The 24,715-nt window shown below is 58.4% G+C and carries 17 protein-coding genes; 7 read left to right on the forward strand and 10 right to left on the reverse strand.

Translation table 11 applies throughout. From position 1 onward, the window contains the following. Positions 1 to 42: 42 nt before the first annotated feature. On the reverse strand, positions 43 to 1,302 hold the full coding sequence (locus L21SP4_RS11680) for a PEP-CTERM sorting domain-containing protein (protein ID WP_052882819.1): 1,260 nt from the start codon (positions 1,300 to 1,302) through the stop codon (positions 43 to 45). Between the two features lie 312 nt (positions 1,303 to 1,614). Continuing rightward, positions 1,615 to 2,715 carry a transposase gene (locus L21SP4_RS11685; RefSeq protein ID WP_052882820.1) on the reverse strand — a complete coding sequence of 367 codons (1,101 nt, stop codon included), beginning with the start codon at positions 2,713 to 2,715 and terminating at the stop codon, positions 1,615 to 1,617. 22 nt (positions 2,716 to 2,737) lie between these two features. Here L21SP4_RS11685 and L21SP4_RS11690 point away from each other — a divergent pair, with 22 nt between their 5' ends. Continuing rightward, positions 2,738 to 3,976, forward strand: coding sequence for an ISL3 family transposase (locus L21SP4_RS11690; RefSeq protein ID WP_052882821.1), 1,239 nt, complete (start codon positions 2,738 to 2,740; stop codon positions 3,974 to 3,976). 140 nt (positions 3,977 to 4,116) lie between these two features. Here L21SP4_RS11690 and L21SP4_RS13010 read toward each other — a convergent pair whose 3' ends face one another. The 8 genes from L21SP4_RS13010 to L21SP4_RS11725 form a co-directional block, all read right to left on the reverse strand. After that, the gene (locus tag L21SP4_RS13010; protein WP_144413860.1) at positions 4,117 to 4,218 is read right to left on the reverse strand and encodes an IS66 family transposase; all 102 of its coding nucleotides are present in this window, start codon (positions 4,216 to 4,218) and stop codon (positions 4,117 to 4,119) included. 7 nt (positions 4,219 to 4,225) lie between these two features. After that, a complete protein-coding gene (locus tag L21SP4_RS11695) occupies positions 4,226 to 4,462 on the reverse strand; it encodes a transposase (RefSeq protein WP_052882822.1) in 237 nt (78 codons plus the stop codon). Continuing rightward, positions 4,462 to 6,822, reverse strand: a complete 2,361-nt coding sequence (locus L21SP4_RS11700) for a LamG-like jellyroll fold domain-containing protein (protein WP_052882823.1) — start codon at positions 6,820 to 6,822, stop codon at positions 4,462 to 4,464. The genes L21SP4_RS11695 and L21SP4_RS11700 overlap by 1 nt, the downstream gene beginning before the upstream one ends. A 540-nt stretch (positions 6,823 to 7,362) precedes the next feature. Then, a complete protein-coding gene (locus tag L21SP4_RS11705; protein WP_144413861.1) occupies positions 7,363 to 7,893 on the reverse strand; it encodes a hypothetical protein in 531 nt (176 codons plus the stop codon). A gap of 9 nt (positions 7,894 to 7,902) precedes the next feature. Continuing rightward, positions 7,903 to 9,144, reverse strand: a complete 1,242-nt coding sequence (locus L21SP4_RS11710; RefSeq protein WP_052881181.1) for an ISL3 family transposase — start codon at positions 9,142 to 9,144, stop codon at positions 7,903 to 7,905. Between the two features lie 69 nt (positions 9,145 to 9,213). After that, a complete protein-coding gene (locus L21SP4_RS13015; protein WP_160300827.1) occupies positions 9,214 to 9,909 on the reverse strand; it encodes an alpha/beta hydrolase family protein in 696 nt (231 codons plus the stop codon). A 212-nt stretch (positions 9,910 to 10,121) separates the two neighbouring features. After that, complete coding sequence (locus L21SP4_RS11720; protein ID WP_052882826.1) at positions 10,122 to 11,354, reverse strand: IS4 family transposase; 1,233 nt, start codon at positions 11,352 to 11,354, stop codon at positions 10,122 to 10,124. Positions 11,355 to 11,399: 45 nt separating this feature from the next. Further along, positions 11,400 to 12,962, reverse strand: coding sequence for an extracellular catalytic domain type 1 short-chain-length polyhydroxyalkanoate depolymerase (locus L21SP4_RS11725; protein WP_144413863.1), 1,563 nt, complete (start codon positions 12,960 to 12,962; stop codon positions 11,400 to 11,402). A gap of 292 nt (positions 12,963 to 13,254) precedes the next feature. Here L21SP4_RS11725 and L21SP4_RS11735 point away from each other — a divergent pair. From L21SP4_RS11735 to L21SP4_RS12620, 6 genes are all read left to right on the forward strand, one after another. Next, positions 13,255 to 14,414, forward strand: a protein-coding gene (locus L21SP4_RS11735) for an IS3 family transposase (RefSeq protein WP_096335083.1) whose coding sequence is annotated in 2 segments (ribosomal slippage) — positions 13,255 to 13,536 and positions 13,539 to 14,414 — 1,158 coding nt in all. Because the reading frame shifts where the segments join, the coding sequence is not laid out codon by codon here. A 295-nt stretch (positions 14,415 to 14,709) separates the two neighbouring features. Continuing rightward, the gene (locus L21SP4_RS11740) at positions 14,710 to 15,789 is read left to right on the forward strand and encodes a GntR family transcriptional regulator (RefSeq protein WP_052882828.1); all 1,080 of its coding nucleotides are present in this window, start codon (positions 14,710 to 14,712) and stop codon (positions 15,787 to 15,789) included. Between the two features lie 170 nt (positions 15,790 to 15,959). Beyond that, positions 15,960 to 16,736, forward strand: coding sequence for a DNRLRE domain-containing protein (locus L21SP4_RS11745; RefSeq protein ID WP_052882829.1), 777 nt, complete (start codon positions 15,960 to 15,962; stop codon positions 16,734 to 16,736). 714 nt (positions 16,737 to 17,450) lie between these two features. Next, positions 17,451 to 18,671, forward strand: a complete 1,221-nt coding sequence (locus L21SP4_RS11755) for a GntR family transcriptional regulator (RefSeq protein ID WP_082116745.1) — start codon at positions 17,451 to 17,453, stop codon at positions 18,669 to 18,671. Between the two features lie 170 nt (positions 18,672 to 18,841). Then, a complete protein-coding gene (locus L21SP4_RS11760) occupies positions 18,842 to 22,822 on the forward strand; it encodes a glycosyl hydrolase (RefSeq protein WP_082116746.1) in 3,981 nt (1,326 codons plus the stop codon). 76 nt (positions 22,823 to 22,898) lie between these two features. Beyond that, positions 22,899 to 24,446: an IS256 family transposase gene (locus L21SP4_RS12620; protein WP_074041492.1), complete on the forward strand. Its 1,548-nt coding sequence runs from the start codon at positions 22,899 to 22,901 to the stop codon at positions 24,444 to 24,446. Positions 24,447 to 24,715: the final 269 nt, after the last annotated feature.

Raw genomic sequence — 24,715 nt, forward strand, 5'->3', positions numbered from 1 at the left:
GCGCTCCCTGAAAGAAGCGCCCCGCGAGGTTGATGCGCTGGATCAGCGTCGGAGGATGTTATCGAAGGCGAGCAGAACCGTCCCCAACGGATCCACCGTATGCATCTTCCGGACGAACCGGTCCATCCCCAACGGATCCACCGTATGCATCTTCCGGACGAACCGGTCCATGCGTTCCATCCACGCGGTGGCTTCCACGCGCGGACGCTCCGTGATTCCGGCCGTCGCGGGGACGAGCCCGGAGGTGGCGGAGTGGCCGGCCATCACGCGTCGCGCACGGGCAAAGCGGCGCCGGCGCAGGGCGAGAATCCCGCCCATGCCCGGAAGCAGGAGCAGCATGGTCGCCGGTTCAGGCACCGCACCCACCTCGGCAAAGCCGTACATCACGTCAACACCGGGATCCGAGCCATCCGCGCTGGCGAACCCTACGTAATTCGACCCGCCATACGAAAACGTATCCGCAAGATACGCGGTCGTGTCATACCCGGGGGTCCAGGTGTAGAAGCTTTCGCTGTCCTGGTCATAGCACTTCAGGCCGGTATGGCCCCAGCCCGCGCCCCAGAGCACCCCGTCGGCATCAACGGCCAGCGAACCGATATCGCCGCCCAGGCCGAAATCGCAAATCAGTTCCCCGTCCGTGATCTCCAGTGCATCGCCGCTGATGGCTCCGCTGATCTGTGCGGCCGTGAACTTGTAGACCCGTCCGTCATCATTATCGCCCACATAGAGGTTCCCGAGGCTGTCTTTGGTGAACCCGCAGCTGTATTGGGAGTAGTCGTTAATGATGACCTTACTGGTCGAACCATCCAGCGCGACATACATCAGGTTGTTGCTGAACCCGCCAAATCCGTTGGTGTATTCGTTGCCGTTGGCGCCGGCGATGTACATGCTGGTTTCGTCATGGAATACGCCTCTATACCCCTGAAGGGTGAAGGAGCCTGACGAGAACGCGGTCCCCGTATCACTCGGATCAAAACTCACCAGGGCACTGGCGCCCCAGCCTCCCTTGCCGAGGACCGCGGTGTCCGCATCATACGTCGTGATAAACGCGGGATCGGTTCCGGCGACCGGGCTGTTGTCGTACTCCGTATACGAGGATCCGCCGAAGGCATCCTGCACATACAGGTTGCCGTGGTCGCCATAGATAAACTGACCACTCGTGGTGTGGCCCAGCGCCCACGTATTGAACAAGCCGGCATTGTCCGGCAGGGTATAGGTCGTCCAGGTTTCGGCCATGGACGTCGCCGCGACCGCCAGAAGCAGCGCGACGGTGAGTACACGGGTAAGTCCGTGTCCTTTCATGTCTTCTCTCCTCAGTTGGTGGGGCCCTAACGCGGAACCCCGGTCCATTACACGGTGAGCCCCGGACGCGGAAGAGGAGAGACGACAGACGGTCAGGCCTGCGGTCTCACCCCGTACGCGAGGGAGAGCACCACTACACAGGTTCCCGGAGGTCGTTTTCCGGCTCGCGGGGTCAGTTCTCCCCGCACACGGTTGCGCGACAGCGTCCGATTTTCACGGAACTTGCCGACCTTCCGGCAACCGGGAGACCGTAGGCTTCCGCACGGCAGGTGTCAAGGGGTTCGAATTTTTTTTTTGGACTTACCCCAGTTTTCAGCCGAACCCCGGAAACCACGTTTGCGGGAAGCTTGAGACAGGAGGCGAACGGGGATGCGGGCTGCGCGATGCGCCGATGCGGGAGAGAAGAGCGGCGATGCCATCGGCGAGCGCGTAATAGTGGAACTCTGCGATACCGAAGAAGCGTTTTGAGGCCTTGATGGCATAGGCCGAGAGAACGGCCCGTTTTACCGAGCTGCCCAGCCAGACCGCCGAGAAGTAGATCGCGGCAAGCACGAGCGCCATCATGTTCTGGAGGCGCTGGTACGAGAGGACGCGGACGTCTTCGAGCTTGTAGCTCTGCTTGATAAAGCGGAGGGCGTCTTCTACGAGCCAGCGTGAAATATAGCCCTCAACGATGAACCATATCGACTTGCGGCTCTTCGTCACCTCTTCGGTGGTCAGCAGCATCATGGGCTTCCGGCCAAAGCCTTTGACCACGATCAGGTAAAGCCAGGGTTTCTTCCCCGGCATCCTGACTCGCCGGAAACCGTACTCGATCTGATAAGTCTTCTCGCCTTCGCGAGTCTCTTTGACGAGCTGATCGCGATAGAGCATGGGGCAACTCTCCGCCAGATCCAGGGCCCGGCTGTTCTTGCCGCGATAGCGCAGATGGCGGCTGCCCGTCAGCCTGATGATAAATCGCCAATGATTACGGAGAAGGTGGTTATAGATCTTGCAGCGGTCGCCGCCGCGGTCGATCACGTAGATGCCTCGTCTAGAGACCGCCCGGCTGATCATGTTGATGATCTCCCGCAACTGGTGGTTCTCGCTGATAAAGTCCGGAGCTTCGGCCGACCACAGGCGATGATGCAGCGGCAGCATGCGGCGCTTGCCCACTTCACAGGCCACGGCCAGGCAGCTCCAGTACCCGTTGACGATCTGCCCCGTGCTGCCGTCACGCACCCGGCCAAGAAAGGGCATCGCTTCGGCGTAGTTCTTCCGGATATCACTCGGGTCCAGAATGATCAGCGTGTCTTTGTGTATCTTGCGCGAGGCGGAGGATGCGATCTCTTTGATTTTTTGGTTCTTTCTCGAATTTTGTGGATGAAAGCGTGAGACATCGCCCCAGATCTGCGCAAATGGTTGTGAACGCAATCATATACAGCAGGAGGAAGCGATGTCTCAGAAGTCATTGTTCACAGATTTGCTCGGGATTCAAGGATGGGGCGTAGTCGCCGGTGGAATTCGTATCGAGGAAGATGGCAGTGTGACGGTTCGAATCGATCGACGCAGTGTTGGTTACAGCTGTGGTCAGTGCGGGGAGGGGCTGTTGTTCACATACGACACGCAGCCACCGCGACGGATCCGGGACTTCCCGATCTGGGGCCGACAGTGCTACTTGGAAGTCGAGTTCGTCCGTGTGGATTGCCCTCGTTGCGGCGTGGTCATCGAGGGCTTGGACTGGGTTGAACGGTATGCTCGCCAGACCGTCCGTTATGAGAAGTACGTGGCAGGCTTGTGCGATCTGCTGCCAGTCAGCGATGTGGCCGCCCTGGAGGGCCTGAGTAAAGATGCCGTTTACCGAATGGACAAGAAGTGGCTGCAACGGCGTGATGCCAAGCGAGAGGAGCGCACGGTGCGATATCTGGGGATCGATGAGATCTCGCTGCGCAAGGGGCACCGCTACGCCACGGTTTTCTATGACTTGGAGCGCAAGGAGGTGATCGGCTTGGTAAAGACACGCAAGGAGCGCGCTGTGGGCGGGTTCTTCCGCTGCTTCGGTCGCAAGCGCTGCAAGGCTGTCGAGGCCGTGTGCATGGACCTCTGGCAGCCCTTCCTGAACAGCGTCCGACGGCACTGCAAGAACGCCGTCGTTGTCTTCGATAAGTTCCATGTCTACAAGTACCTCAGTGATGCCATTGAGGCCGTACGTCGCCACGAGCAGTCCATATGCTCTGACGAAGAGGGCAAGCTGATCAAGGGCACGCGCTGGCTCTGGCTCAGGGCCTCACGCAACCTGAAGCGCAAACACAAACAGACTCTCGAACAGATCATGGCAATCAACCGACAATTACAGAAAGCGTACCTGCTCAAGGAGGACTTCGAGGCGTTCTACGCGTGCTCGACACGCGAAGAGGCCGAAGCCTTCCTGAAGGGGTGGATCAAGCGGTGTAAGCAGAGCCGGCTGGAGCCATTCATCAAGCTCGCCAAGCGCCTGGTCCGGTGGTCGCACGGCATCTTCTCCTACTTCGAATATCGCATCACCAACGGCGTGGCCGAGGGCATCAACAACAAAATCAAAGTACTCAAACGCAGGAGCTATGGCTTCCACGATGAGCACTACTTCTTCCTCAAAATACTCAATGCAACTGGAGCCCTACCCAGCTTCGAGCAACTCAGTGACCCACAATTATAGCGAAAGAACCGATTTTTTTTTGCTGCCCCGGCCAAAACCCAGGGGATCCTGCCCTTTAAATATTTGAATTGGAATGCTTTAGATGCATCAATGCCGTTGCGCGCATTCCACTATCCACGACGAAATGCCCTTTCCCGTTGTCAACGATAGCGGGTCTTGAAGATCTGTTCCTGCCGGTAGAGCGGCAGGTGGTCGCAGAACTTGCCCAGGATGATGTGAACGATCAGGCCGACCGAGGCCATCGAGTTCTCAACCAGCCGTTTGGGTGCCGGGGCGCTCTTCCGCTGCGGCCTGCTTGAGACGCTGTCCGCGCATCTTGTTGCTGTACCATCCGTAGTAGCGGACGAGTTGGAAGTTTTTGTCGGGGATGTGCTGGGTGATGGCGGCGATAAAGTCGCAGGGGGTGAAAACCTCAAAGTTGCGTCGAATCTTGGGGTTCATGCCGGAGCGGTAGATGATCGTTCCGGTCGCCAGGTCAGGATGCATTAATCGAATTGGAGGGGATTCATTTTCCAGCTGTGAACTTTGATTTCCTTCATTGAACCGGCCTCGACCGTGAAATCGCCGACTTCGTCCGTTCGAAACCAAGCGCTCAGCACATCGCCTTCAGGAGTGTAAATTTCTATCATCGAACGATCCAAATAAAGCGTAAAGCTGACTTCTTCTTTATCATTCAAGCGAAGCGGAACGCTGTAGGGTTGGTTGTCGGGACTTGCCGCCGAAGATCTGTTCTGAGTAAGTATTAATCGTTCTTTATGAGCACTGTAGCTCAACGTGAATTCGTCGGATCCTTTGGCAAACTTCAAACGGCTGTTCCCCGATTCGCCGGGAGTTACGGAAATGCGATTTTCGGATGTGTCCGAAACAGTGCCCAAGTGCTTGAAGCCATCGATTTTATGCTCCCGAAAAGACTTCCCGGGCTCTGAAGTATTACGTAGTTCTTCCAGCTCCCTGGCCGGAAGAAAAGCCAAAGTGTAATCATCCCTTATTCTAATTTCCCTGGGTAGAGAGTAAGTGGAAAACCAACCCTTGCGTAATGCTTCCCAGTTGTTTCCGTGTCGTCCTTGATACTGCCACACGACGGTTCTTCCGGTATCATCCGTAAATCCGTGCCACATGTTGTAAGGACGATAACGCGGATTAGAGTTATAACCGTAGTCGGAGATGCCGCTCCCAAGCAATTCAAACGATTCGTTTTCAAATCTTCCAACGATATAGTCGTGCCCGTTAGCTGCCGAGTCCTGAACGAGCGCTTTGTTTGTCGACATGACGAGCAAATCGTTTTGAATAAAGGCTACGAGACATTCTTGCACTCCGACTCCAACCTCCGCCTCGAAAAGCAATTTAACATAAGTCCAATCAATTCCATTCTCGGATCGATAAAGATGGATATTCGATGACTCGCGCTCTGTGGAAACACCGGACGCAACCATATACCACCGATCATTTTTCTGAAAGACAGCAGGGTCGTTCCTTTGCTGAATAACCGGGGCATTTCCACGCAATTTCGGACGATTCTGCACCTCCCACTCATCCAACGAATCGTCTTTCGCGACCGCATACCCGACTCCCGGTCCTGCATCCCCTGCAACAACGGATGGGGTCCCGTATCGATCAATGTAAAACGCTCCGTTTGCATCAAAACGTTCAGGCATCAAAGGGGTATGCACTTTCCACTTCAACAAATCGTCACTGCTTAGGTGAGCCCAGAACAGTTGCTCCAAGTCTAGATTGCGCGCTCCCCCCATGCTAACGACGGGAAACAGGTGCCAACGATCATTGAAGTAAAATCCATGCGTGTTGTATTGGAAACCTGGCAGAGTAAGATGATAGGTTGGATACATCGCCCTATCCGTTTCTCGCAGTTGCTTAACGTACTGTGCGGTATTCCTTTTGATCCACTCGAAGCGCTCCTTGCGGGGCATTTCTTTTGGGAAAAAGGCATTGCCCACTTCTTGATTCCAACCATTCAACGGCCCTTCCGCAGGGAGGTTTGTATCAACATGGCCTACTTTGAAAAGTCTAGCGATTTCACGATTATCCAGAGCACGATCCCAAAGGGCAACATGATCCACAAGGCCTCTGAAACGCTGCCCTTCAAAGTCAACACCCAGTGTTAAACGATTGTTTCTGTCGTAAGCACCCGGAGGGGGACCGCGATAACAGCGGCGTGAAATCAATCGTCCATTCACAAAAACCTCCGTCCAGCCAGTGAAGCCAGCCCAAACAGCCGTATCCGGTTTGCCCTCGGATCGTGGCTGCCAGCGGACACAAATATCCATCCAATCCCCGGTTTCCAAGTCGAGCGGCGCATGGACTGGCCGATGAACCGAACCAAGACGGGCGAAAACACCCAGATTGCCCCGTTCTCCCCAATCGATATGAAAAGCAGACACCATGATATCCAAGCCTTTCGTGGCCAGACTCATCAGCCCCCCGTCTAGAAAGCCATCGGCGGCTCTCACTCGCACGAACAGCGTGGCCTCCTCCCAGGGCTCATCGATTTGCAAGGGGAGCGCATAAATACCCTTTGACAAGTCAACCGCCTTTCCATCTCCACCGGCTTGGATGGAAGCAACGTAATCGACGCCCTTCAACTCAACGACTCGAGTGTCGTCTGCGTCCCCCGAAACGGAACTCCGGGCATCCGAAAAATCAAAAAAGAATGTGGCCTTTTCCAAATCGTTATGAACCTCGTTCGAGTGCCCTTTAGGCGTTTGGCTACCCGCTCCGGCTGTCGTGGCGTTAAAGCTGTCTTCGAAGACCTGCGCGCCGGCCGGGGAGGCGCCGAGGAGCGCCGCCAGACAGGCGGTGAGGGCGAGGGGGAATTTGAATTTCTTTTGCATGATACTGCTGGGTCGCAGATCGGTTTGAGGATTTCGATACGGAGGATGATTTTTTGGATCAGAACCAATGGAAGTCAACCAGAAAAGTTATTCAGGCGCTCCCCGCTCCCGTCCGCCACGCCCGGGGAATCCGGCTTCACTTCGGCAGGAGCTGTCCCTGGTTCGATCTCATCGAAGATATCGCACGGGCGCGAATGCCGGGCTGAATCCCCGCACCTAAGAGGAAACAACGGTAACCGACAGGCAATCGGAGGATACACCGTGCCGCCTTCAGAAAAATAACGCCTGTTTCGGCGGTCAACCGCCGTTTTGACCGTCCGATTCAGGCGAACCCGCAAGCCCGAAGCATGAAAAGTCGGAAGGCAGACCCTCGTGAAGACTCTGGAATCCAAACATCAGGGGTTGCCCAGCACCGCACAGATTATCTCACGGATTCAGGAAATCTTTAGATTTTGCGTTTGACCCCTGCGCCCTTCGTCCGACGCGGTTTTAGGTTTCTGATCACCCGCCGACCTCGACCCCGGAGCGGTAGCGGGTTGGTCAGTGCCTACTTGTTCTGCCCGCTATCGTTTCGTGCTGTGCGTTCGGCCTGCCATAGATCCCAAACTCTCTAATTAATATTGCCGCTGCCCGATTCTCGCTTTCGATCCGGAATCGGAGTTTTGCATTGGCAGAAAAGGCGGCTCCGGTCCGATCCAACCGGATGAATCCGTAGTCGGTCGAATGATTGCGGAAGTCGCCTGGGCGGGGCTTGGATCCATGTTCGAGCCTTAGCAGTTCCGTCCACTTTCCCGCTTCCGAAAAATCCACAATCAATTGATCGCCGTCGCTGCAACCGTAGGCCAGGAAGCGGAAGGCGATTTTCACTTGTTCGAAGCCGGATAGGTCGAGCTGAGGCAGGGTTACTTCGTCGTCCTTGCCCGATGTGAGTCGAAGCGCCTCTTTGTCGCAATCGTATCCTTCGCCGCCTCGCGCGGACACGAATTGACCCGGGCCGTCCGAGAAAGTTTGGCTATTTCCGAATCTCTCAACGGGGTGATTTCGATTTGATGTCGATGGATACTGGTTCATCGGGCTGTCCTATACTGTGCGGAAACGGGTTGGGATTTGCGCAGGGATATCTACGTCTCCGACTGTGAGGAATATCATGTCAGTGAAGGCATCGAGCGTGCGGAATCCGCTGGCGCGGTTCTTGACGATTTTGACGATGCGGTTGAGCCCCTCGGCTATGGCATTGGTGAGCCGTGAGTTAACGAAAGCGAGGACGCCGAAGTAGTGCTGGCGCAGCGTGGTGACGAACTTGCGCAGAGGTTCCAGACGGCTTCGAAGGGCGGAGGTCGTCCAGCTCTTGAGGAAGCGTTCGGCAGCCCAGGGTGCCTTGTATTCCCAGAACTGCTCGAACTCGTCCTTCAGCCGCCATGCTCTATAGATGCGGTTGTTGGCCTTCTCAAGTGCCCGAAGGGTCTGGGTGTCGTCTTTGGATCGCGTTGAGGAGTGACGGTAGAGAAGCCAGCGCAGTCCCTTCAGAGCCTTGCGCTCGTCACCGCCGGCCAGCCGCCACTGCTCCTTACGCACACCGTCGACGGCCGTGTTGAGGGCTTTGACGATATGGAAACGGTCCAGGACAAGCGTGGCATTCGGACAGTGCGCCTTGATGGCCCCCATGAAGGCATCACTCATGTCGCAGCATGCCCACCGGATCTGTTTCTTCTGGTAGTCGCTGAGCACTTCATGGAAGAAAACATCAATGGTTTCGCGCTTCTTGCCCCTCCCGACCCACACCACACACGAGCGGTCCAGGTCGTAAACCAGTGTGGCGTACTTGTGGCCTTTGGCGTAGGAGATCTCATCGATGCCGATGGTCTTCAGCCCTCGAATCCGGTGACCGTCGCGGATACGGGTAATCGTCCGGTGGAGCACATCGGAGAGCGTGGAACGGGGGATACGCAGCAACTGGGCCGCCGCCTTCTGCGTCATGATCTGGCAGTACTTCAGCATCACGTACTCGAAGCGATAGGTGACACGCGCGAACCGCCCCGCCCAGGGGATCGCTTCAACCACCCGTCCGTGGGTCGGACACCAGATCTCCCGGGGGCAGTGTTGAAGCCATACGGTCCACCCGCAGACGGGGATGTCCCGCCACCGCCGCGGCTCGGGCATCACCCGAACAATGGTTCCGCGGCGGCCGCACTCCGGACACCGGCACCCGTTCTTGTGTGGCGTCACCGTCACCACGAAGTTGCTCCTCCCCTCGAAACCGAAGCCCACTACGCGCAGCCCCTTGAATCTCAACAGCTTCGCGACTACTCTGTTCCCGGTCATAGGTCGTGCTCCTTTCCTGCTGGTCGTCTTCGAACAACAACCAACAGTATGGACCGACCTATGGCCGTGTCACCTCCCTAAAGAAAGCCGTTGAGAGATTCGGATTGAGCCGAAAGTTTCTCTATAGATTTCTTCAAAGGCATTCGAACAATAGATATCGTCAAGGAAGCGAATGATCACTTGAGACGTGGATACGGGATCATCTTCGGGAGAATAGTGTCCGGTCTGCAGTTGAGGGTTCTCTTGTCCGAACGCCCCGGAGATGCTCGAAATGTATTCGTCCCGCCGGTTTCGCGAGTCCGGCATGTCCATGCTCTCCCAGATGACCAGATAGGGCTTGTCATAGGAGGAAGTCAGAAAATCCCAGGCTTTCTGATTGGCGATAGCTTCCGGCCGGGTGGCGTCTTCAGGGACCATTTCAGGAAATGCGCGAATCGAAGCCTGATAGTCACCCGTTGGATAAGGAGCGTCGTAGCCGGCTTCCTCGGCTTCCGTGCCGGGGGGCAAGCCCATGTTCTGCCGGGCGTCGTTGCGGAAGACCACCGCGCCGATAGGAACCTTGGGAACCGAACGGACAAAACTTCTCCAGCGATCATGGCGCTTTGCAATTCCCCATCGCCCCCGGTTCAATCCCGCATTCCCATTGATGAATCCATCGAAACGATCCGGGTAATGCTCCGCCATCAAACGGGCGCCAAGGGGATGACCGTAGTCGTGGCCGAAAAGCGTCACTCCATCCAGATTCAAATCAGGGTCGTTGTCCAATTGGGAAAACGCCTGATAGAGCCATTCGAGATGTCGGTCATAAGTATAATCCGATTCAGTAGCATCCCATAAGGCCCCATATCGGGGCACAGGACTTACGTAACCCCTTGCCCTGCAAGGGTCGCACTTTTTCTCCGAGCTATGTTTCATTTGATAATTTTCGCGATCAAGGATGCCCCTGTTTTTAAATGCGCCCGATGCTGTCCCACATCTCAGAGAGGGGACAACCCTAATCCGGGCAAATAGGCTTGTTGTGGGGCCCATTGCATCCGGAAGCTGCCCTGTGCTGTCCCATAGGATTTCAAATAAGCGAGCAGATGAAGCCGTTGCCACAGAACCGCGCGCAGGCAGGTAAACAACCGCGTAAAGCTGTGCGCCCAATCGCTGCAGGTATGCAGAAAGCGGAGCAACACGTACATCAGCAGCGCCGTCCAGAGCTGCCACTCAATCGCCTTGCGGTTGTGCCCGAGGAAGTCGCCCAGGTGCAGCGTCTGCTTGATCTGTTTGAAGAAGGTTTCGATGTTCCATCGCGCCTTGTACAGATCACAGATGCTCGAGGCCGCCCACTCGAAGTTGTTCGTAAAGAAGGTCATTATCCGATCCTCGCCGTTGATCTCGATGCGGGCCACGATCCGGCGCATGCGCTTCGGATAGTCCTTTCGCTTACCGGGATTCTGAACGAGCACGAGATCGTCACGCAGGATGCGCCCCGCGGGCTTCTTCACCAGCCGCTTCACGCAGCGCAAGTTCATGCTTTCTTTCACGCGGCTCACCCAGAAGATACCCCGCTCGGCCAGTCTGAACAGATGCGTATAGTCGATGTAGGCCATGTCAAACACGGCGATTTCACCCGCCTTGAGGCCTGCGCACAACTCGTGCGCCTTGGTGCTGTCGTGCCCCCTGGCCGAGTCGACAATCGCGAAGGCCGGCAGGAAGCTCTCCAGGTTCAGCCGCAGGTGCAGCTTCGCGGCCGCCTTGCGCCGCCGGTGCTTCGCCCAGTCCATGCAGTTGGCGAACAGCTTGATCGTCGTGGAGTCCAGGGCATACACCGTTCGTTTGAAGCGCCTCGGCAGTCGGCGGAACTTCACGCCACCGAACCCCGGTCGCAACGTCTCGAAGTACTCGAGCACCGACCAGAAAAGCTCCTCGGCCATTTTCGGATCGCGGGTCTTGTTCGCGTGCGAGAGCCCGTTGCGGCTCGGTGGCTTGGCGCCACGGATGCTGGCCATCGGCGCCCGATGGGCGCGCAGCGCGTCCACCACGTCGTTCAGCCCGATCGCATGGGTGAACTGCGCATAGAGCATGCTCACCAGATGGCTCCAGGGCGTGATGCCCCTCGACTTGATCCCGTGCTTGCGCGCAAGTTTCGGCACAAGGTGCGGCGGAATGAGTTCACAGACCTGGCGAAAAATGGCACTCTTACTCCCGGCTCGACTGGCTGGCATAACGCAATCTCCTTTGGGTTAGACTCTGAAGAAGATTGTAGCCAGTCAGTCAGCCATTACAATTTTCGTCCTTCGCGAATGGGATGCTAGTGAATCCGATTCGTTCGCGGGCTTGTCCGATCTTCCGTGGCCGACATAATCAATCATGATCGTCCGATAGCCCGCTTGATTGATCGGGGGCACGATTTTGCGAAACAAGAACGACCAGGAGGGATTGCCGTGCAGCATCAGAAGGGTGGGCGCGTCCTCCGGTCCCGAAACCGCGTAGTGCATCCGAATCCGGCGATTTCCCGGCGGAAGATTCGGGTCGTCGACCGACAGGTAGCGCGGCTCGAAATCGTATCCTGGGAGGTCCGCGAAATGCGAGTCCGGGGTGCGCAGCAATTCCATGGCCGCTCCCTTCGCTCCGCCGATTGGCTCCTTCGCGGCCCCATCCAACTTGCGGCGATGTTTCAGGAAGAAGTCCCACATCAGGTCGTTGGCGGAGATGTCGCGTGTGGCGAGACCGAGAAAGGCAGCCGCCGCCGGAGGCGCGACTCCGGGCCAAGTGTGTCCTCCACCTTCAATCTCAATCAAAACCACCTCGGTCCCCTCACGTCCATTGCCCCAGTTTTTTTGGGTCACCCGCGTTCCGTCGTCCTTGGTGTCCGGCAGCTTGGTCACGGTTGGCTCATCGTCACAGCCATTCGACTGAATCCACAGCTGCAGCGAGCGATCCACGGATCGGAATTCCGTCACGCCCCTCCCTCCCCGACCGTTCTCGCCGAATCCGCCCTTGAACGGTGCGAACTTGTCCGCCGTGCCGTGAAAATGCATCACCGCCACCGGCCTTGACGGTGCGATCGTCTCCATCATCAGCGGTCCGCCCACCGGAGCGATTGCGGCGATCCGATCCGCCAGCTCGGCGGCGACCCGATAGGACATGATACCGCCGTTGGAAAGGCCGGTGGCGAAAACCGCCCCGGAATCCACGTTCGCGACCTCCTCCAGATTATCCAGCATCGTCCGGACAAAGCCGACGTCGTCAATCTCCCGATGCATCGCGTAGCCGCAGCATTCGCCCCCGTTGAAGGTGAGCATGCGGTCCTCATCCGGCCCCGATCCGAAGGGATACGCGACGAGAAACCCCGCTTCCTCCGATTTGTCGTCCAGCCGCGACACACGGACCATCGCATCCGGGTTTCCGCCCCCGCCGTGAAAAGCGATCACCACTGGCGTTTCCTTTTCCGGATCGTAGCTGGCCGGCACATGAAGCCGATAACGGCGCTGAACCTCTCCTACCGTCACCGTGCGGATGTGGTCGCCCGGGCTGAGCGATTCGTTGCCCGGTCGAGGGTCAGGTCCGGGGTTGGGCCCGGGACGCATTGACCGTGCGATGGCGGTGGCGAACTCCTCAAATGTGAGCGTGCCGTCATTGTCGCTGTCAGCGTTCTTGAGACGAGAACTCAGCCGTGGGGCGGCATTAAGTTCGGTCTGTGATAGCCGACTGTTCGCGTCTGTATCAAGCCGTTCGAAACCCTGACGAAGACGGGAGCCATCCTGTCCGGCGGCAACACCGGCAAGGCAGGTGAGTAAATACAGGTAACAGAGTGATCGAAAGAGTCTCATACGGGAGTTAAACGTTCGCGCTAACCTAAAGTTTCGAATTTTTCGATTTTCGAGTGAAATTAATAGTTCATGCGCCCGCCAGATATTTATGGCAGACGTGGAGGTGTATCACGTAGTGAGCGACGCGAACGGATTTGATACCGCCGGCTGGATATAGCTTCCAGAATGCCCAGCGGCCCCGAATCCGGCAAGGACCTTCTCTTCCAGCGGTGGTCCCGGAAAACGGAGCCAGTGAGGGGCGGATAGACAGCATCGGGTTCTCCCGGTAAAAAGGAGACCGAAAGGAGAACCGATGAAGAAGCCGAGACGAAATCACAGCGCGCAGTTCAAGGCGCGTATCGCGATGGAAGCGTTGCGCGGCATCAAGACCGTGGCGGAGATCGCGGCGGAAAACAACGTGCATCCGACCATGGTGACTCGATGGAAGACGGAGCTCACAGAGGGCGCAGCCGATCTCTTTGAGCGCAAGAACGCGCCGGACCTAGAAAAGCGCGGGCTGGAAAAGAACTGCGAGCGGCTGGAGCGAAAAGTAGGTCAGCTGGTGATTGAGAAGGAGTGGATGGAAAAAAAATGCGTCGAGTTGGGGATCGATCCGTGAGGAAGGCTCTGGTGGATCCTTCTGATGCTCAACTCTCGCTGCGGCGCCAATGTGCTCTGCTGGGCGTCAACCGGAACCGGTTGACGCCGCCGGAGCCCAGGGCGACGATCACGGACTTACGGATTATGAGGATGCTCGACGAACTTCATCTGCGTTTCCCGACGTTCGGGACGCGGGGGCTGCGCCGATTACTCAAGCGCGAACAGGGGCTGAACGTGGGGCGAAAGCGGCTTCGCCGGCTGATGAGGCTCGCGCATATCTCGGCTCTCCGCCCGCGGCCGCGGACCAGCGCACCGGGCAAGGGGCATCGCATCTATCCGTATTTGCTGCGTGGAGTGGATGTTACGCGGCCGAATCAGGTCTGGTGCGCCGATATCACCTATATCCCGATGCCGCGAGGGTATTGCTACCTGGTGGCCGTCATGGACTGGTACAGCCGGAAAGTGCTCGGGTGGGAACTGAGCACCACGATGGATACCGCGTTCTGCCTGCGGGCCTTTCGATCGGCGGTGGCCACGGCCGGACGGGCGCCGGAGATCATGAATACCGATCAGGGCTCGCAGTTCACGTCGACGGATTGGATCAGGGAGATGAAACAGCACGAGGGCTTAAAAATCAGCATGGATGGGACGGGCCGCTGGGTGGACAATGTGTTCATCGAGCGGCTGTGGTGGAGCCTGAAGTATGAGGATGTTTATCTGAAAAGCTATGAAACGCCCCGGGAAACCGGGCGCGGCGTGGGGGCGTGGCTGGAGCGCTACAATACCGAACGTCCGCATTCATCGATCGGGGATCGAACGCCCGATGGGGCGTACTTCGGAATCGAGGCGGAGTCGAAATGGAGAGCGGCATGAAGAGGCGAGTTGCCCACAGCCATGCGACCGTCTCCGACGAGTTCAATGACCCATTCTCGACGGCCGCAGGCTATGGACAACTCGCCGGAGTTGTGGCAGAACACTCGCAGGAAGCGGGAGCCCTGATGCTGACTTAAAGTTCGAAAAAACTGGCTCCGCTATCGGGACCACCGCTTTAGATTAATCGATTATTTCGGTTGAGGCGTGATGGCGAAGCGAAGTATCTTACTTTCATATGGGTACAGATGGCAAAGGTGGAAGGGTTGCATCTCCGGTGGGCGGTAACGGGGGATTGGTGTCGGATCAGATATATGACTGGCTGCGTGAGCAGATCGAGACGTGGGATATCGACAAGCCGTTGCCTTCGCAGAACAAGATTATGAAGGATTTCGGCGTTTCGCTGGCGTCGGTGAACACGGCGTTCGGGCGTTTGGTTGATGAGGGGCGGGTGGAGCGCCACCGCGGGCGGGGGTCGTTCATTGCCCGGAAGGATGTGCGCCAGTACTCGGCAGCAAAGAAAAACTCCCGGCCCAAAGTGGTGATTGTGTCGTACGATTATTTTTCGGAGACCATCTGGACCAATACGCATCTGTGCGATGAATTCCTGGATCGTGCAGGATACCAGTCGATTCAGTTTAAGCTGAAAAAGACGGATCAGGAAGGGCGTGTGCGTGAATTTCTTCAGGCAGAAGAAGGGATTGCCGGTGTTGTGGTGGATTTGAGTACGCGCTTGCTGCACATGGACAGCCGTTTTTTGAACAGCCTGAAGGTTCCGGTTGTGCTGCTGGAGCCGGTGGACAGCCTTGCCGACCTGGACCGGGTTCATGCCGTACACCCGGATTATGAGCAGAGCGGGTTTATGATGGCCGAGGAGCTGTTGAAATGCGGCCACCGCCACATCGCGTATGTGGGCGATATCCCTGAAAACGAAGTGACCGATGCACACCGGCGGGGCATCCTTGCGGCTTTCCGCGAGCACAAAAGGGGTACGCGAAGCCTTGTTTCGCAGAAGAACAGGGCGCAGCCGGGGGAGTATGCCGCCGAGGCGGGATACCGCTTGACGGCTCAACTGGTTCGCGAGCACCCGAACGTGGACGGGATTCTGTTCGATTCGGCGCACGGGGCTTTTGCCGCCATCCGTGCTTTGAACGAGGTCGGAAAAAGGGTTCCGGAGGACGTCAGCGTGATCGGGGAGGGCGATTACACTTTCGCCCGCTTTTGCAGCCCGCCGATTACGGTGACCGCGTTTGACTCCCGCGAGCGGATCCGCCGGGCCATCGACTACATCGTCAGTCCTGAAAAGGCCGCTTCCAAGGAAGTGGTGGTTCCTGCCGGGCTGATCCGCCGCAACAGCGTCTTTTCCCGCAAGCGCTGACGAACCAATCCCTCCGATTATCTTGCCTCCGCCGGGGTTTAAAATAATCGATTAATCGAAATAATATTGACAGAGGGCGGCCCGTATTGTAGATAGGGGGGCTATGCTTGGATAAAGGAATCGGCGACCGGCCTTTGACACGAACAGGGAAATAAACGAAAGGAGATGAGATGAAGAAGATAACGAAAGGAGATGAGATGAAGAAGATAACGAAAGGAGATGGGATGAAGAAGATAGGGTTCATTAGTTGCATAATCCTCTTAGCGGCTGGGGGCGCATGCGCGGACGTGCTGTTTGCCTCCGCGGATGCGATGATTGACGGGGGCGACACGGACACGAACTTCGGCGCTGCCACCCAATTGTTCCTGCGTGGTGGGGGCGGTGCCAATACGGAAAAACTCTACTACCAGTTCGATGTCGAAGGCATTCTCGGCTCGGGCGAGGTCTTCGACGGCGTCGAGTTTTCGATCGCGACACACCCGAATCAACCTGTCAATGCCACCGGTTTTAACTGGACGCTCCACGGGATTACGGACAACAACGACTCGTGGACGGAAAGCGGCATCACTTGGGACAACGCTCCGAAGAACGACACGTCCGGAACCGGGGTGGTCTCGGGCGGAACCACCAACTTGGCGAATTTCACCTTTGCCTCCGTTCCAGCGGGCACAGCCACCTACACCATCTCCGGGGCCGGGTTGGACGAATATCTGAATTGGAAGGCAGGAGCGATCGCGGACCCCTATGGAAATGGGGCGGCTGACAATACGGTCGCGACCATCATCGTGACGGCGAACAACTCCAGTCTCGGTCGTATCCTTTCGAAGGAAGGAACGGGTGTCAATGACCCGCAACTGAGCTACACTGTTATCCCCGAACCGGCGACGATCGGCCTCTTTTCTGTATGTGCCGGGCTGTTGCTGGTGTCGCGTCGGCTTCTTCTCTAGCGGTTCGGTGTCGTAGTCGGGGAATGGGTCATCGAAGCAAGGCTCGATGACCCGCTCGGCAACCTCAGGCGGTGCCCTCGCCGGCGACACGCGCACGACCTGTTGCCTGCCTGCGCCGCGAGCGTCGCGGCAGGCAGGCCACAGGCCCAGGTGTCGGAGGATACGCTGGATCACGTCGCGTTCGTTGATGAGGGCCACAATGCGCATTTCTTTCTGGCACTTCGGGCAAAGAAGCGGATCGGCTTCCCACACCTTCTTGATGAGTTCGCGCCAGTTGCCACTCCGCTTCGCTCCGTTGCTGCCCTACGGGCAGCCCGTCTCCCTTCGGTCGGCTGGCCGAGGGGATGCGGCGCGGCTTGTGTTCGGACACGTCGATGATCTGAACGGTCTCGCCTGCGGCCTCTTCCGCGGGGCACTTGTCGCGCTGGCCGCGCATCTTGTTAGAATACCCGACTTCGCCAAGGCTACGTCGGGCAAGCCAGCCTGTCGCGGCGACTTGTCCTCCGTAGCTCGCAGAGCGAAGGAGGATAAAGTCGCAGGGGCTGAAGATCTCGAGCCGACCGAAGGGAGACAGCCTGCACGAATGTGCAGGAGTGAGCAACACGAACGTCAACTGGAGCCGGATTTTGGGATTCATGCCGGAGCGGTAGATGATGGTGCCGCTTTCCGGGTCGGGATGCATCTTTTCGACGGAAAAGGGGTTGCGGATGATGTATGAACCGGGCTTCGCCCTATTTGACTTCGCAAATTATTTATCGCTTCGCTTTCAGGCGAAGCGAAGTATCTTACTTTCATATGGGTACAGATGGCAAAGGTGGAAGGGTTGCATCTCCGGTGGGCGGTAACGGGGGATTGGTGTCGGATCAGATATATGACTGGCTGCGTGAGCAGATCGAGACGTGGGATATCGACAAGCCGTTGCCTTCGCAGAACAAGATTATGAAGGATTTCGGCGTTTCGCTGGCGTCGGTGAACACGGCGTTCGGGCGTTTGGTTGACGAGGGGCGGGTGGAGCGCCACCGCGGGCGGGGGTCGTTCATTGCCCGGAAGGATGTGCGCCAGTACTCGGCAGCAAAGAAAAACTCCCGGCCCAAAGTGGTGATTGTGTCGTACGATTATTTTTCGGAGACCATCTGGACCAATACGCATCTGTGCGATGAATTCCTGGATCGTGCAGGATACCAGTCGATTCAGTTCAAGCTGAAAAAGACGGATCAGGAAGGGCGTGTGCGTGAATTTCTTCAGGCAGAAGAAGGGATTGCCGGTGTTGTGGTGGATTTGAGTACGCGCTTGCTGCACATGGACAGCCGTTTTTTGAACAGCCTGAAGGTTCCGGTTGTGCTGCTGGAGCCGGTGGACAGCCTTGCCGACCTGGACCGGGTTCATGCCGTACACCCGGATTATGAGCAGAGCGGGTTTATGATGGCCGAGGAGCTGTTGAAATGCGGCCACCGCCACATCGCGTATGTGGGCGATATCCCTGAAAACGAAGTGACCGATGCACACCGGCGGGGCATCCTTGCGGCTTTCCGCGAGCACAAAAGGGGTACGCGAAGCCTTGTTTCGCAGAAGAACAGGGCGCAGCCGGGGGAGTATGCCGCCGAGGCGGGATACCGCTTGACGGCTCAACTGGTTCGCGAGCACCCGAACGTGGACGGGATTCTGTTCGATTCGGCGCACGGGGCTTTTGCCGCCATCCGTGCTTTGAACGAGGTCGGAAAAAGGGTTCCGGAGGACGTCAGCGTGATCGGGGAGGGCGATTACAGTTTCGCCCGCTTTTGCAGCCCGCCGATTACGGTGACCGCGTTTGACTCCCGCGAGCGGATCCGCCGGGCCATCGACTACATCGTCAGTCCTGAAAAGGCCGCTTCCAAGGAAGTGGTGGTTCCTGCCGGGCTGATCCGCCGCAACAGCGTCTTTTCCCGCAAGCGCTGACGAACCAATCCCTCCGATTATCTTGCCTCCGCCGGGGTTTAAAATAATCGATTAATCGAAATAATATTGACAGAGGGCGGCCCGTATTGTAGATAGGGGGGCTATGCTTGGATAAAGGAATCGGCGACCGGCCTTTGACACGAACAGGGAAATAAACAAAAGGGGCAAGGATGAAGGCGAATAAGGCAGTTGTTCTATTTGCGGCTACGGTAGCTTTTGCGGGGGGCGCATGCGCGGACGTGGTGGTTGCCTCCGCGGATGCGATGATTGACGGGGGCGGCCCGGACACGAACTTCGGCAGTGACGACCAATTGTACCTGCGTGGTGGGGGCGGTGTCAGTACGGAAAAACTCTACTACCAGTTCGATGTCGAAGGCATTCTCGGCTCGGGCGAGGTCTTCGACGGCGTCGAGTTTTCGATCACGACACACCCGACTCAACCTGCCAATACCACCGGTTTTAACTGGACGCTCCACGGGATTACGGACAACAACGACTCGTGGACGGAAAACGGCATCACTTGGGCCAACGCTCCGAAGAACGACACGTCCGGAACCGGGGTGGACTCGACCGGAACCACCACCTTGGCGAATTTCACCTTTGACCCCGTTCCAGCGGGCACAGACACCTACACCATCTCCGGGGCCGGGTTGGACGAGTATCTGAATTGGAAGGCAGGAGCGATCGCGGACCCCTATGGAAATGGGGCGGCTGACAATACGGTCGCGACCATCATCGTGACGGCGAACAACGGCTTTCTCGGTCGTATCCTTTCGCTGGAAGGAACAGGGTTGCAGACCCGCAAGCCGCAGCTTAGCTTTGATGTCGTTCCCTATGTCGTTCCCGAGCTGGCGATCAGTTTTCGAAATCCGCCGCGGGAAGCGAGCGCCGCCACTTGGTGGCACTGGATGAACGGGAGTGTGACGGAGGAGGGGATTACCAAAGATCTGGAGGCCTTTGCGCGGGTGGGCGTCGAAACCGTGATGCTCTTCTCAGTCAATCACTACGTGGCCGGCCCGGTGCGATTCGGTACCGATGAGTGGTTTGAGATGATCGAGCATTTCCTGCGCGAGGCGGCACGACTCGACCTGGAGGTCGGTTTCCACAACTGCGACGGGTTCAACGAAGCCGGCGGGCCTTGGGTGCCGGTGGAGGAATCGATGAAGCGTTTGAGCTGGACGGAGACGGCTGTCGAGGCCGGGACGTCAAACCCGATCCGCCTGCCGCTGCCGGACGTGCGCGATGGGTTTTACTGCGATATCGCAGTGTTGGCTTTCCCCGAGGAGGCGCGCGCTCGGAACCTCCTCACCGCTCGAGCGGTTGACCTCGGCGGTCATCTAGAAGCCCTGACCGACTCCAGTTGGCTCACCGGTCCGGAGCTGCAGAAGGGTGAAGACGGCCTGGACTACCAATTCACCTTCCGCTTTTGCGAGCCGGCCAGTCCGGCTTCCTTTCTCGCCGTCCTCGACACTGCGGCGCGCCGCGGGAACGTTAGGCTTGAAGTGAAGCGCGACGAGGCTTGGCGGGTGGTGGGACGTTGCGAGTTCGTCGGGCGGCATGACGCAAGCTACCGGCTCGTCTCGGGAAAGATCGACGACCTATCGCCAGCAAGGGAATTCCGGCTGAGCGTTTCTGCGGGCTCACCGGTGCGCCTCGCCGAATTGGTGCTTTCCGAGGCACCGCGGGTGCCTGCTTTCGGGCAGCTCGCCGGTCACCAGAAATACGGTCGCCATTTTGACGAGGCGATTCCACTTCGGGAATGGGGTGCTTCCGATGCCGGGATTGATCCTGCCGAAATCATCGACTTGAGCGGTTGCATGGGCCCCGATGGGAGCCTCGACTGGCATCCCGATTCGGGCGATTGGACGGTGATCCGCATGGGCTTTACCACGACGGGGGCAAAAAACCACCCGGCCACGCGGGAAGGAACCGGATACGAGGTGGACAAGTTCGATCCCCGGGCGGTCGAGCGCCATTTCGACGCCTATCTGGGAAAGATCGCGGAGCTTGCGGCGGAACTGCCGGAGAATCCGCTCCGCTATACCGAAGTCGATAGCTGGGAGGCCGGGCCGCAGAATTGGTCGGCGGTCTTGCCGGACTTCTTCGCCGGGCGCAATGGCTACTCGCTTGATCCCTGGATGGTCGCGCTAACCGGCCGGATCGTGGAGAGCCCGCTCGCGACCAAGCAATTCCTCTACGACTTCCGCGAGAGCATCGCCGAAGCCGTCGCGGTGAATTTCATCGGCGAAATGCGGCGGCAATCAGAGGAGCGCGGCCTGACCTTTCTCTGCGAAGCCTACGGCTCCGGCATCTTCTCACACATTCGATCGGGCTATCAAGCGGGTATGCCAATGGACGAGTTCTGGGGGCGTTACGGCGTCGAAAACCCCGATGCCGTTCCCAAAACGAATCCGGAAGCCAAACTGGAGATATCCGAACTCGGCATGGGCCGGGAGATGACCTATCGAGCGCCGTCGGCCGCCCACACAGCGCCGTCCGCGCCGTGGCGCAGTCCGCGGGTTTCGGCCGAGGCCTTTACCAGTCAGCCTGTGACCAGCTCCTGGCAGAATCATCCGAGGGCCTTGAAGCGCTTGGGCGATGCGGCGTTCGCCACCGGCATCAACTGGTTCGTCTTCCACACGAGCACCCATCAGCCCTATGAGGGCTTTGCGCCGGGGATGACCTTCTCGCGGTGGGGGATTCATTTCGAACGCGCCAACACTTGGTTTGATTTGTCCGCGCCCTGGCTGGACTACCTGGGAAGGGCACAGGCGGTTCTCCAGCACGGTCGCAGCGTCCGGGAGGTCTGCCTCCTGACCACCCGCGCGATCGACACCTTCGGCCGGCCCTTTGATCTCACACTTGGAAACTACTTTTTCGACTGGGCAGCACCCGAGGCCCTCGTCGGCGCTGGTGTCGAAGACGGGCGGTTGCTCCTCGCCAACGGCCAGGAATATGATCTCCTGATGCTCGACAGCCGGGAAGGGATTCCGCTGGAGGTGTTGCGCAAGCTGTCGGCCTTGCTGGAGGCGGGCCTGACGGTGATCGCGCAAAAGCCGAGCCACCCGATCAGCCGGAGGCACCTGCCGGAAGCAGCGGCGGAGGTCGACAGCCTGTCCGACGCTCTCTGGGGTCCGGGCGAACCGGCCCCGCGCGGTGAGCGTTCCATCGGCAATGGGCGGTTGCTTTGGGGATGGACGCCGGTCGAGGCGCTCGAACATCTGGGCATCCCCAACGACTTCACCATTCCCGGCCAGGAAAACGACCCGGATATTCCGGTCAACTTCTGCCATCGCCGCCTGCCGGAGCGTGAGGTGTATTTCCTCGCCAACCGGAGTAAACAGAAAATCGCTTTCACCGGCCTGTTCCGTTCGGGCGCGGAAACGGCCTCCCTATGGTTTCCGGATTCCGGTCGCATCGAACGCTTGGAGGTCATGCAGCGGGACGACGGTCGATGGAGCGCGGAACTCGAACTGGATACCTATGAATCGGCTTTCGTTGTCTTCGGACCCGTTCCCCGAGTGGCCGAGCCTCCACCGACTGCTACGCGCACCCTGGCATCCATCCCCGGTCCCTGGACGCTTCGATTCCAGCCGGGGCGTGGCGCCCCCGAACAGGTCACCTTGCAGAGTCTGCAGGATCTCGCGGAGCACGATCTCCCCGGAGTCCGCGATTTCTCGGGAGTCATCGATTATGAGACGACCTTTTCGTTCGATGGCGACCCGTCGGCGCCGGGGCTGGCGCTGGACTTTGATCGGGTCGAGGTCATTGCCGAGGTTTTTCTCAATGGCTCCCAGATCGGCGCAACCTGGACCTTCCCACACCGCATCCCGGTGGGGGAGGCCATGCTCAGAGGGGAAAACCTTCTCCGCGTGCGGGTCGCGACGACCTGGGTCAACCGCCTCATCGCCGACTCCAGGCTGCCGATCGATGCCAACTGGCTCCCGGATACCGGGTTGGGTCTCGGCCAGGGCGCCTTCCTCCGCGAGTGGCCGGAGTGGTTCCAAGACCCGGACCTGCCGCGGCCAACGGAACGCATCGGCTTTGCGACCTACAAGTGGTGGACTCCGGAAGACGCGTCGATGCCATCCGGCCTGCTCGGACAGGTGCGACTGGTTGCGGCAATAACCGATTCGGAAGTGTCCCGTTGACTGTTGAAACTTGAAGGCGGTCTCCTGAGCGTCCATGTTGGACGCTCGGGGCAAACCAACCCGAAAGGAGACCGCCATGAGTGACAATAGCGTCCTTGAAGCCCTTGGACAAGTTGAACCGTCTGCAGCAGGAGATGTTTTCCGTGACTGGCTGCGTGGTGAAATGCGAACCCTGATCGCCGATATTCTGGCTGAAGAGGTCACAGAACTGTGTGGTCCGGCCTACAAGCCGGCAGGGGACAGAGGCTGCCGACGTGCCGGCGGAACCCGCGTAGGACTTCGAATTGACGGTATTGATGAGGAGATCCGCAAGCCGCGTGTACGTCGCCATGAGGCAGACACATCGAAGGAGGTCAGGCTTAAAAGTTACGACGCGGTCAACAGGGCCGACGACCTTCGTGACCGTATCTTGCGTGCCACAGCTGCCGGAGTCAGTTCACGTGATCAGAAAACCTTGTATCCCGATTCAGCGCCCGGACGCAGCAGGGTTTCCCGCGCCTGGATTGTCGAGGGCCGACAGCGCATACAGAAGCTCCGTGACCGCGACCTGAAGTCCGAGAGGTTCTTCTGCATGCTGCTGGACGGCATTGTACTGTCCGAGGATCTCAGCGCCATTGTGGGGCTGGGCATTACGCTGGACGGCCGCAAAGTTATGCTGGATTTTGAAATAGGCGCACAGGAATCGACAGAAGTGTGTGACGCATTGCTCGACCGGCTTGTCCACCGCGGTCTTGAGTTCGAGGGCGATCCGTTGGCGGTTCTCGACGGTTCTCGGGCACTTCATAACAGCGTCTTGAAGCATTTTCCGCGAGCGCGCATTCAACGATGCCTGGTGCATAAGGAACGAAATATTAAGCGTTGTCTCTCCAGGCGTCATCACGGCAGCGTGAGCGACCTTTTCAAGCGTCTCCGCTCCGTGGAAGGCGAAGAAGCCGGACGTGAAGCACTCGCCGATCTGGAACGCTTTCTGAGCCGGCACAGCCACAAGGCCCTGGAATCCCTGCACGAGGCCGGTGAGGAGCTCATTACGGTTCACAAGCTGAATGCGCCGTCCACTCTACACACCACGTTGACGAACACAAACTGCATCGAGAACCCGTTCCGAAACACACGCGCAAAAATCGGGCGGGTGAAGCGTTGGCGCGCAGAGACGGATCAGGCGGAACGCTGGCTGGCCTATTCGCTTCTGAGGGCCGAGAAAGGGTTCCGTCGAATCAAAGGCTATCGTCAGATCCCGGTGCTTTTGAAATCCCTGGGCTGGCCATCGGAAGCTGTTGAGGCGTCGCTCCGCTCCGCCCTTGGCCCTCCGGGCCATCCCGCCTCCGGCGGGAACGGGCTCCACTCCACGACGCCTCACCCCCAGGCAGAGAGCGAAGCGAACTGCCGAACAGGGACTGGACAAGTGAATGACAAGGAACTACATCGAAATGAAGACCGAGACCGCCAACGAGTTTCAACAGGATTCGGGACATCCCCTCGCCACCACCGCCGCAGTCTGTCGCGCTTACGCCAGTCCGGTTCTCAGCAACGCCCAAGCCAGTGCCGTTCTGGCTACTTGGCACGCCCGGCCCCATGTCCGTTGTTTCGATGCGGAAGTCGATGGCACCCGCGAATTGTGGCTTGAACTTGCTGGCGTCAGCTCCGCCTCACCGAAGGTCTGGATGGACGCCTACCTCGCCGCTTTCGCGATCCGCGCCGGTCTTCCCCTTGCCACTCTCGATGGCGACCTCCGCCGTTTCGAAGCCGCCGGTCTCCGGCTTCGCCTCCTGTCCGCTCGGTAGTCCATCCAGTATGAAGAGCAATGATCCTACCCGGGAACGTCCGCCGCCCGGTTCAAGAGACCATTCGCTTGATCAAAGCCTTGCGGCCTGATGCCCCATCTCCCACGGGTTT

It is taken from the genome of Kiritimatiella glycovorans (genome assembly GCF_001017655.1).
GTDB classification, from domain to species: domain Bacteria; phylum Verrucomicrobiota; class Kiritimatiellia; order Kiritimatiellales; family Kiritimatiellaceae; genus Kiritimatiella; species Kiritimatiella glycovorans.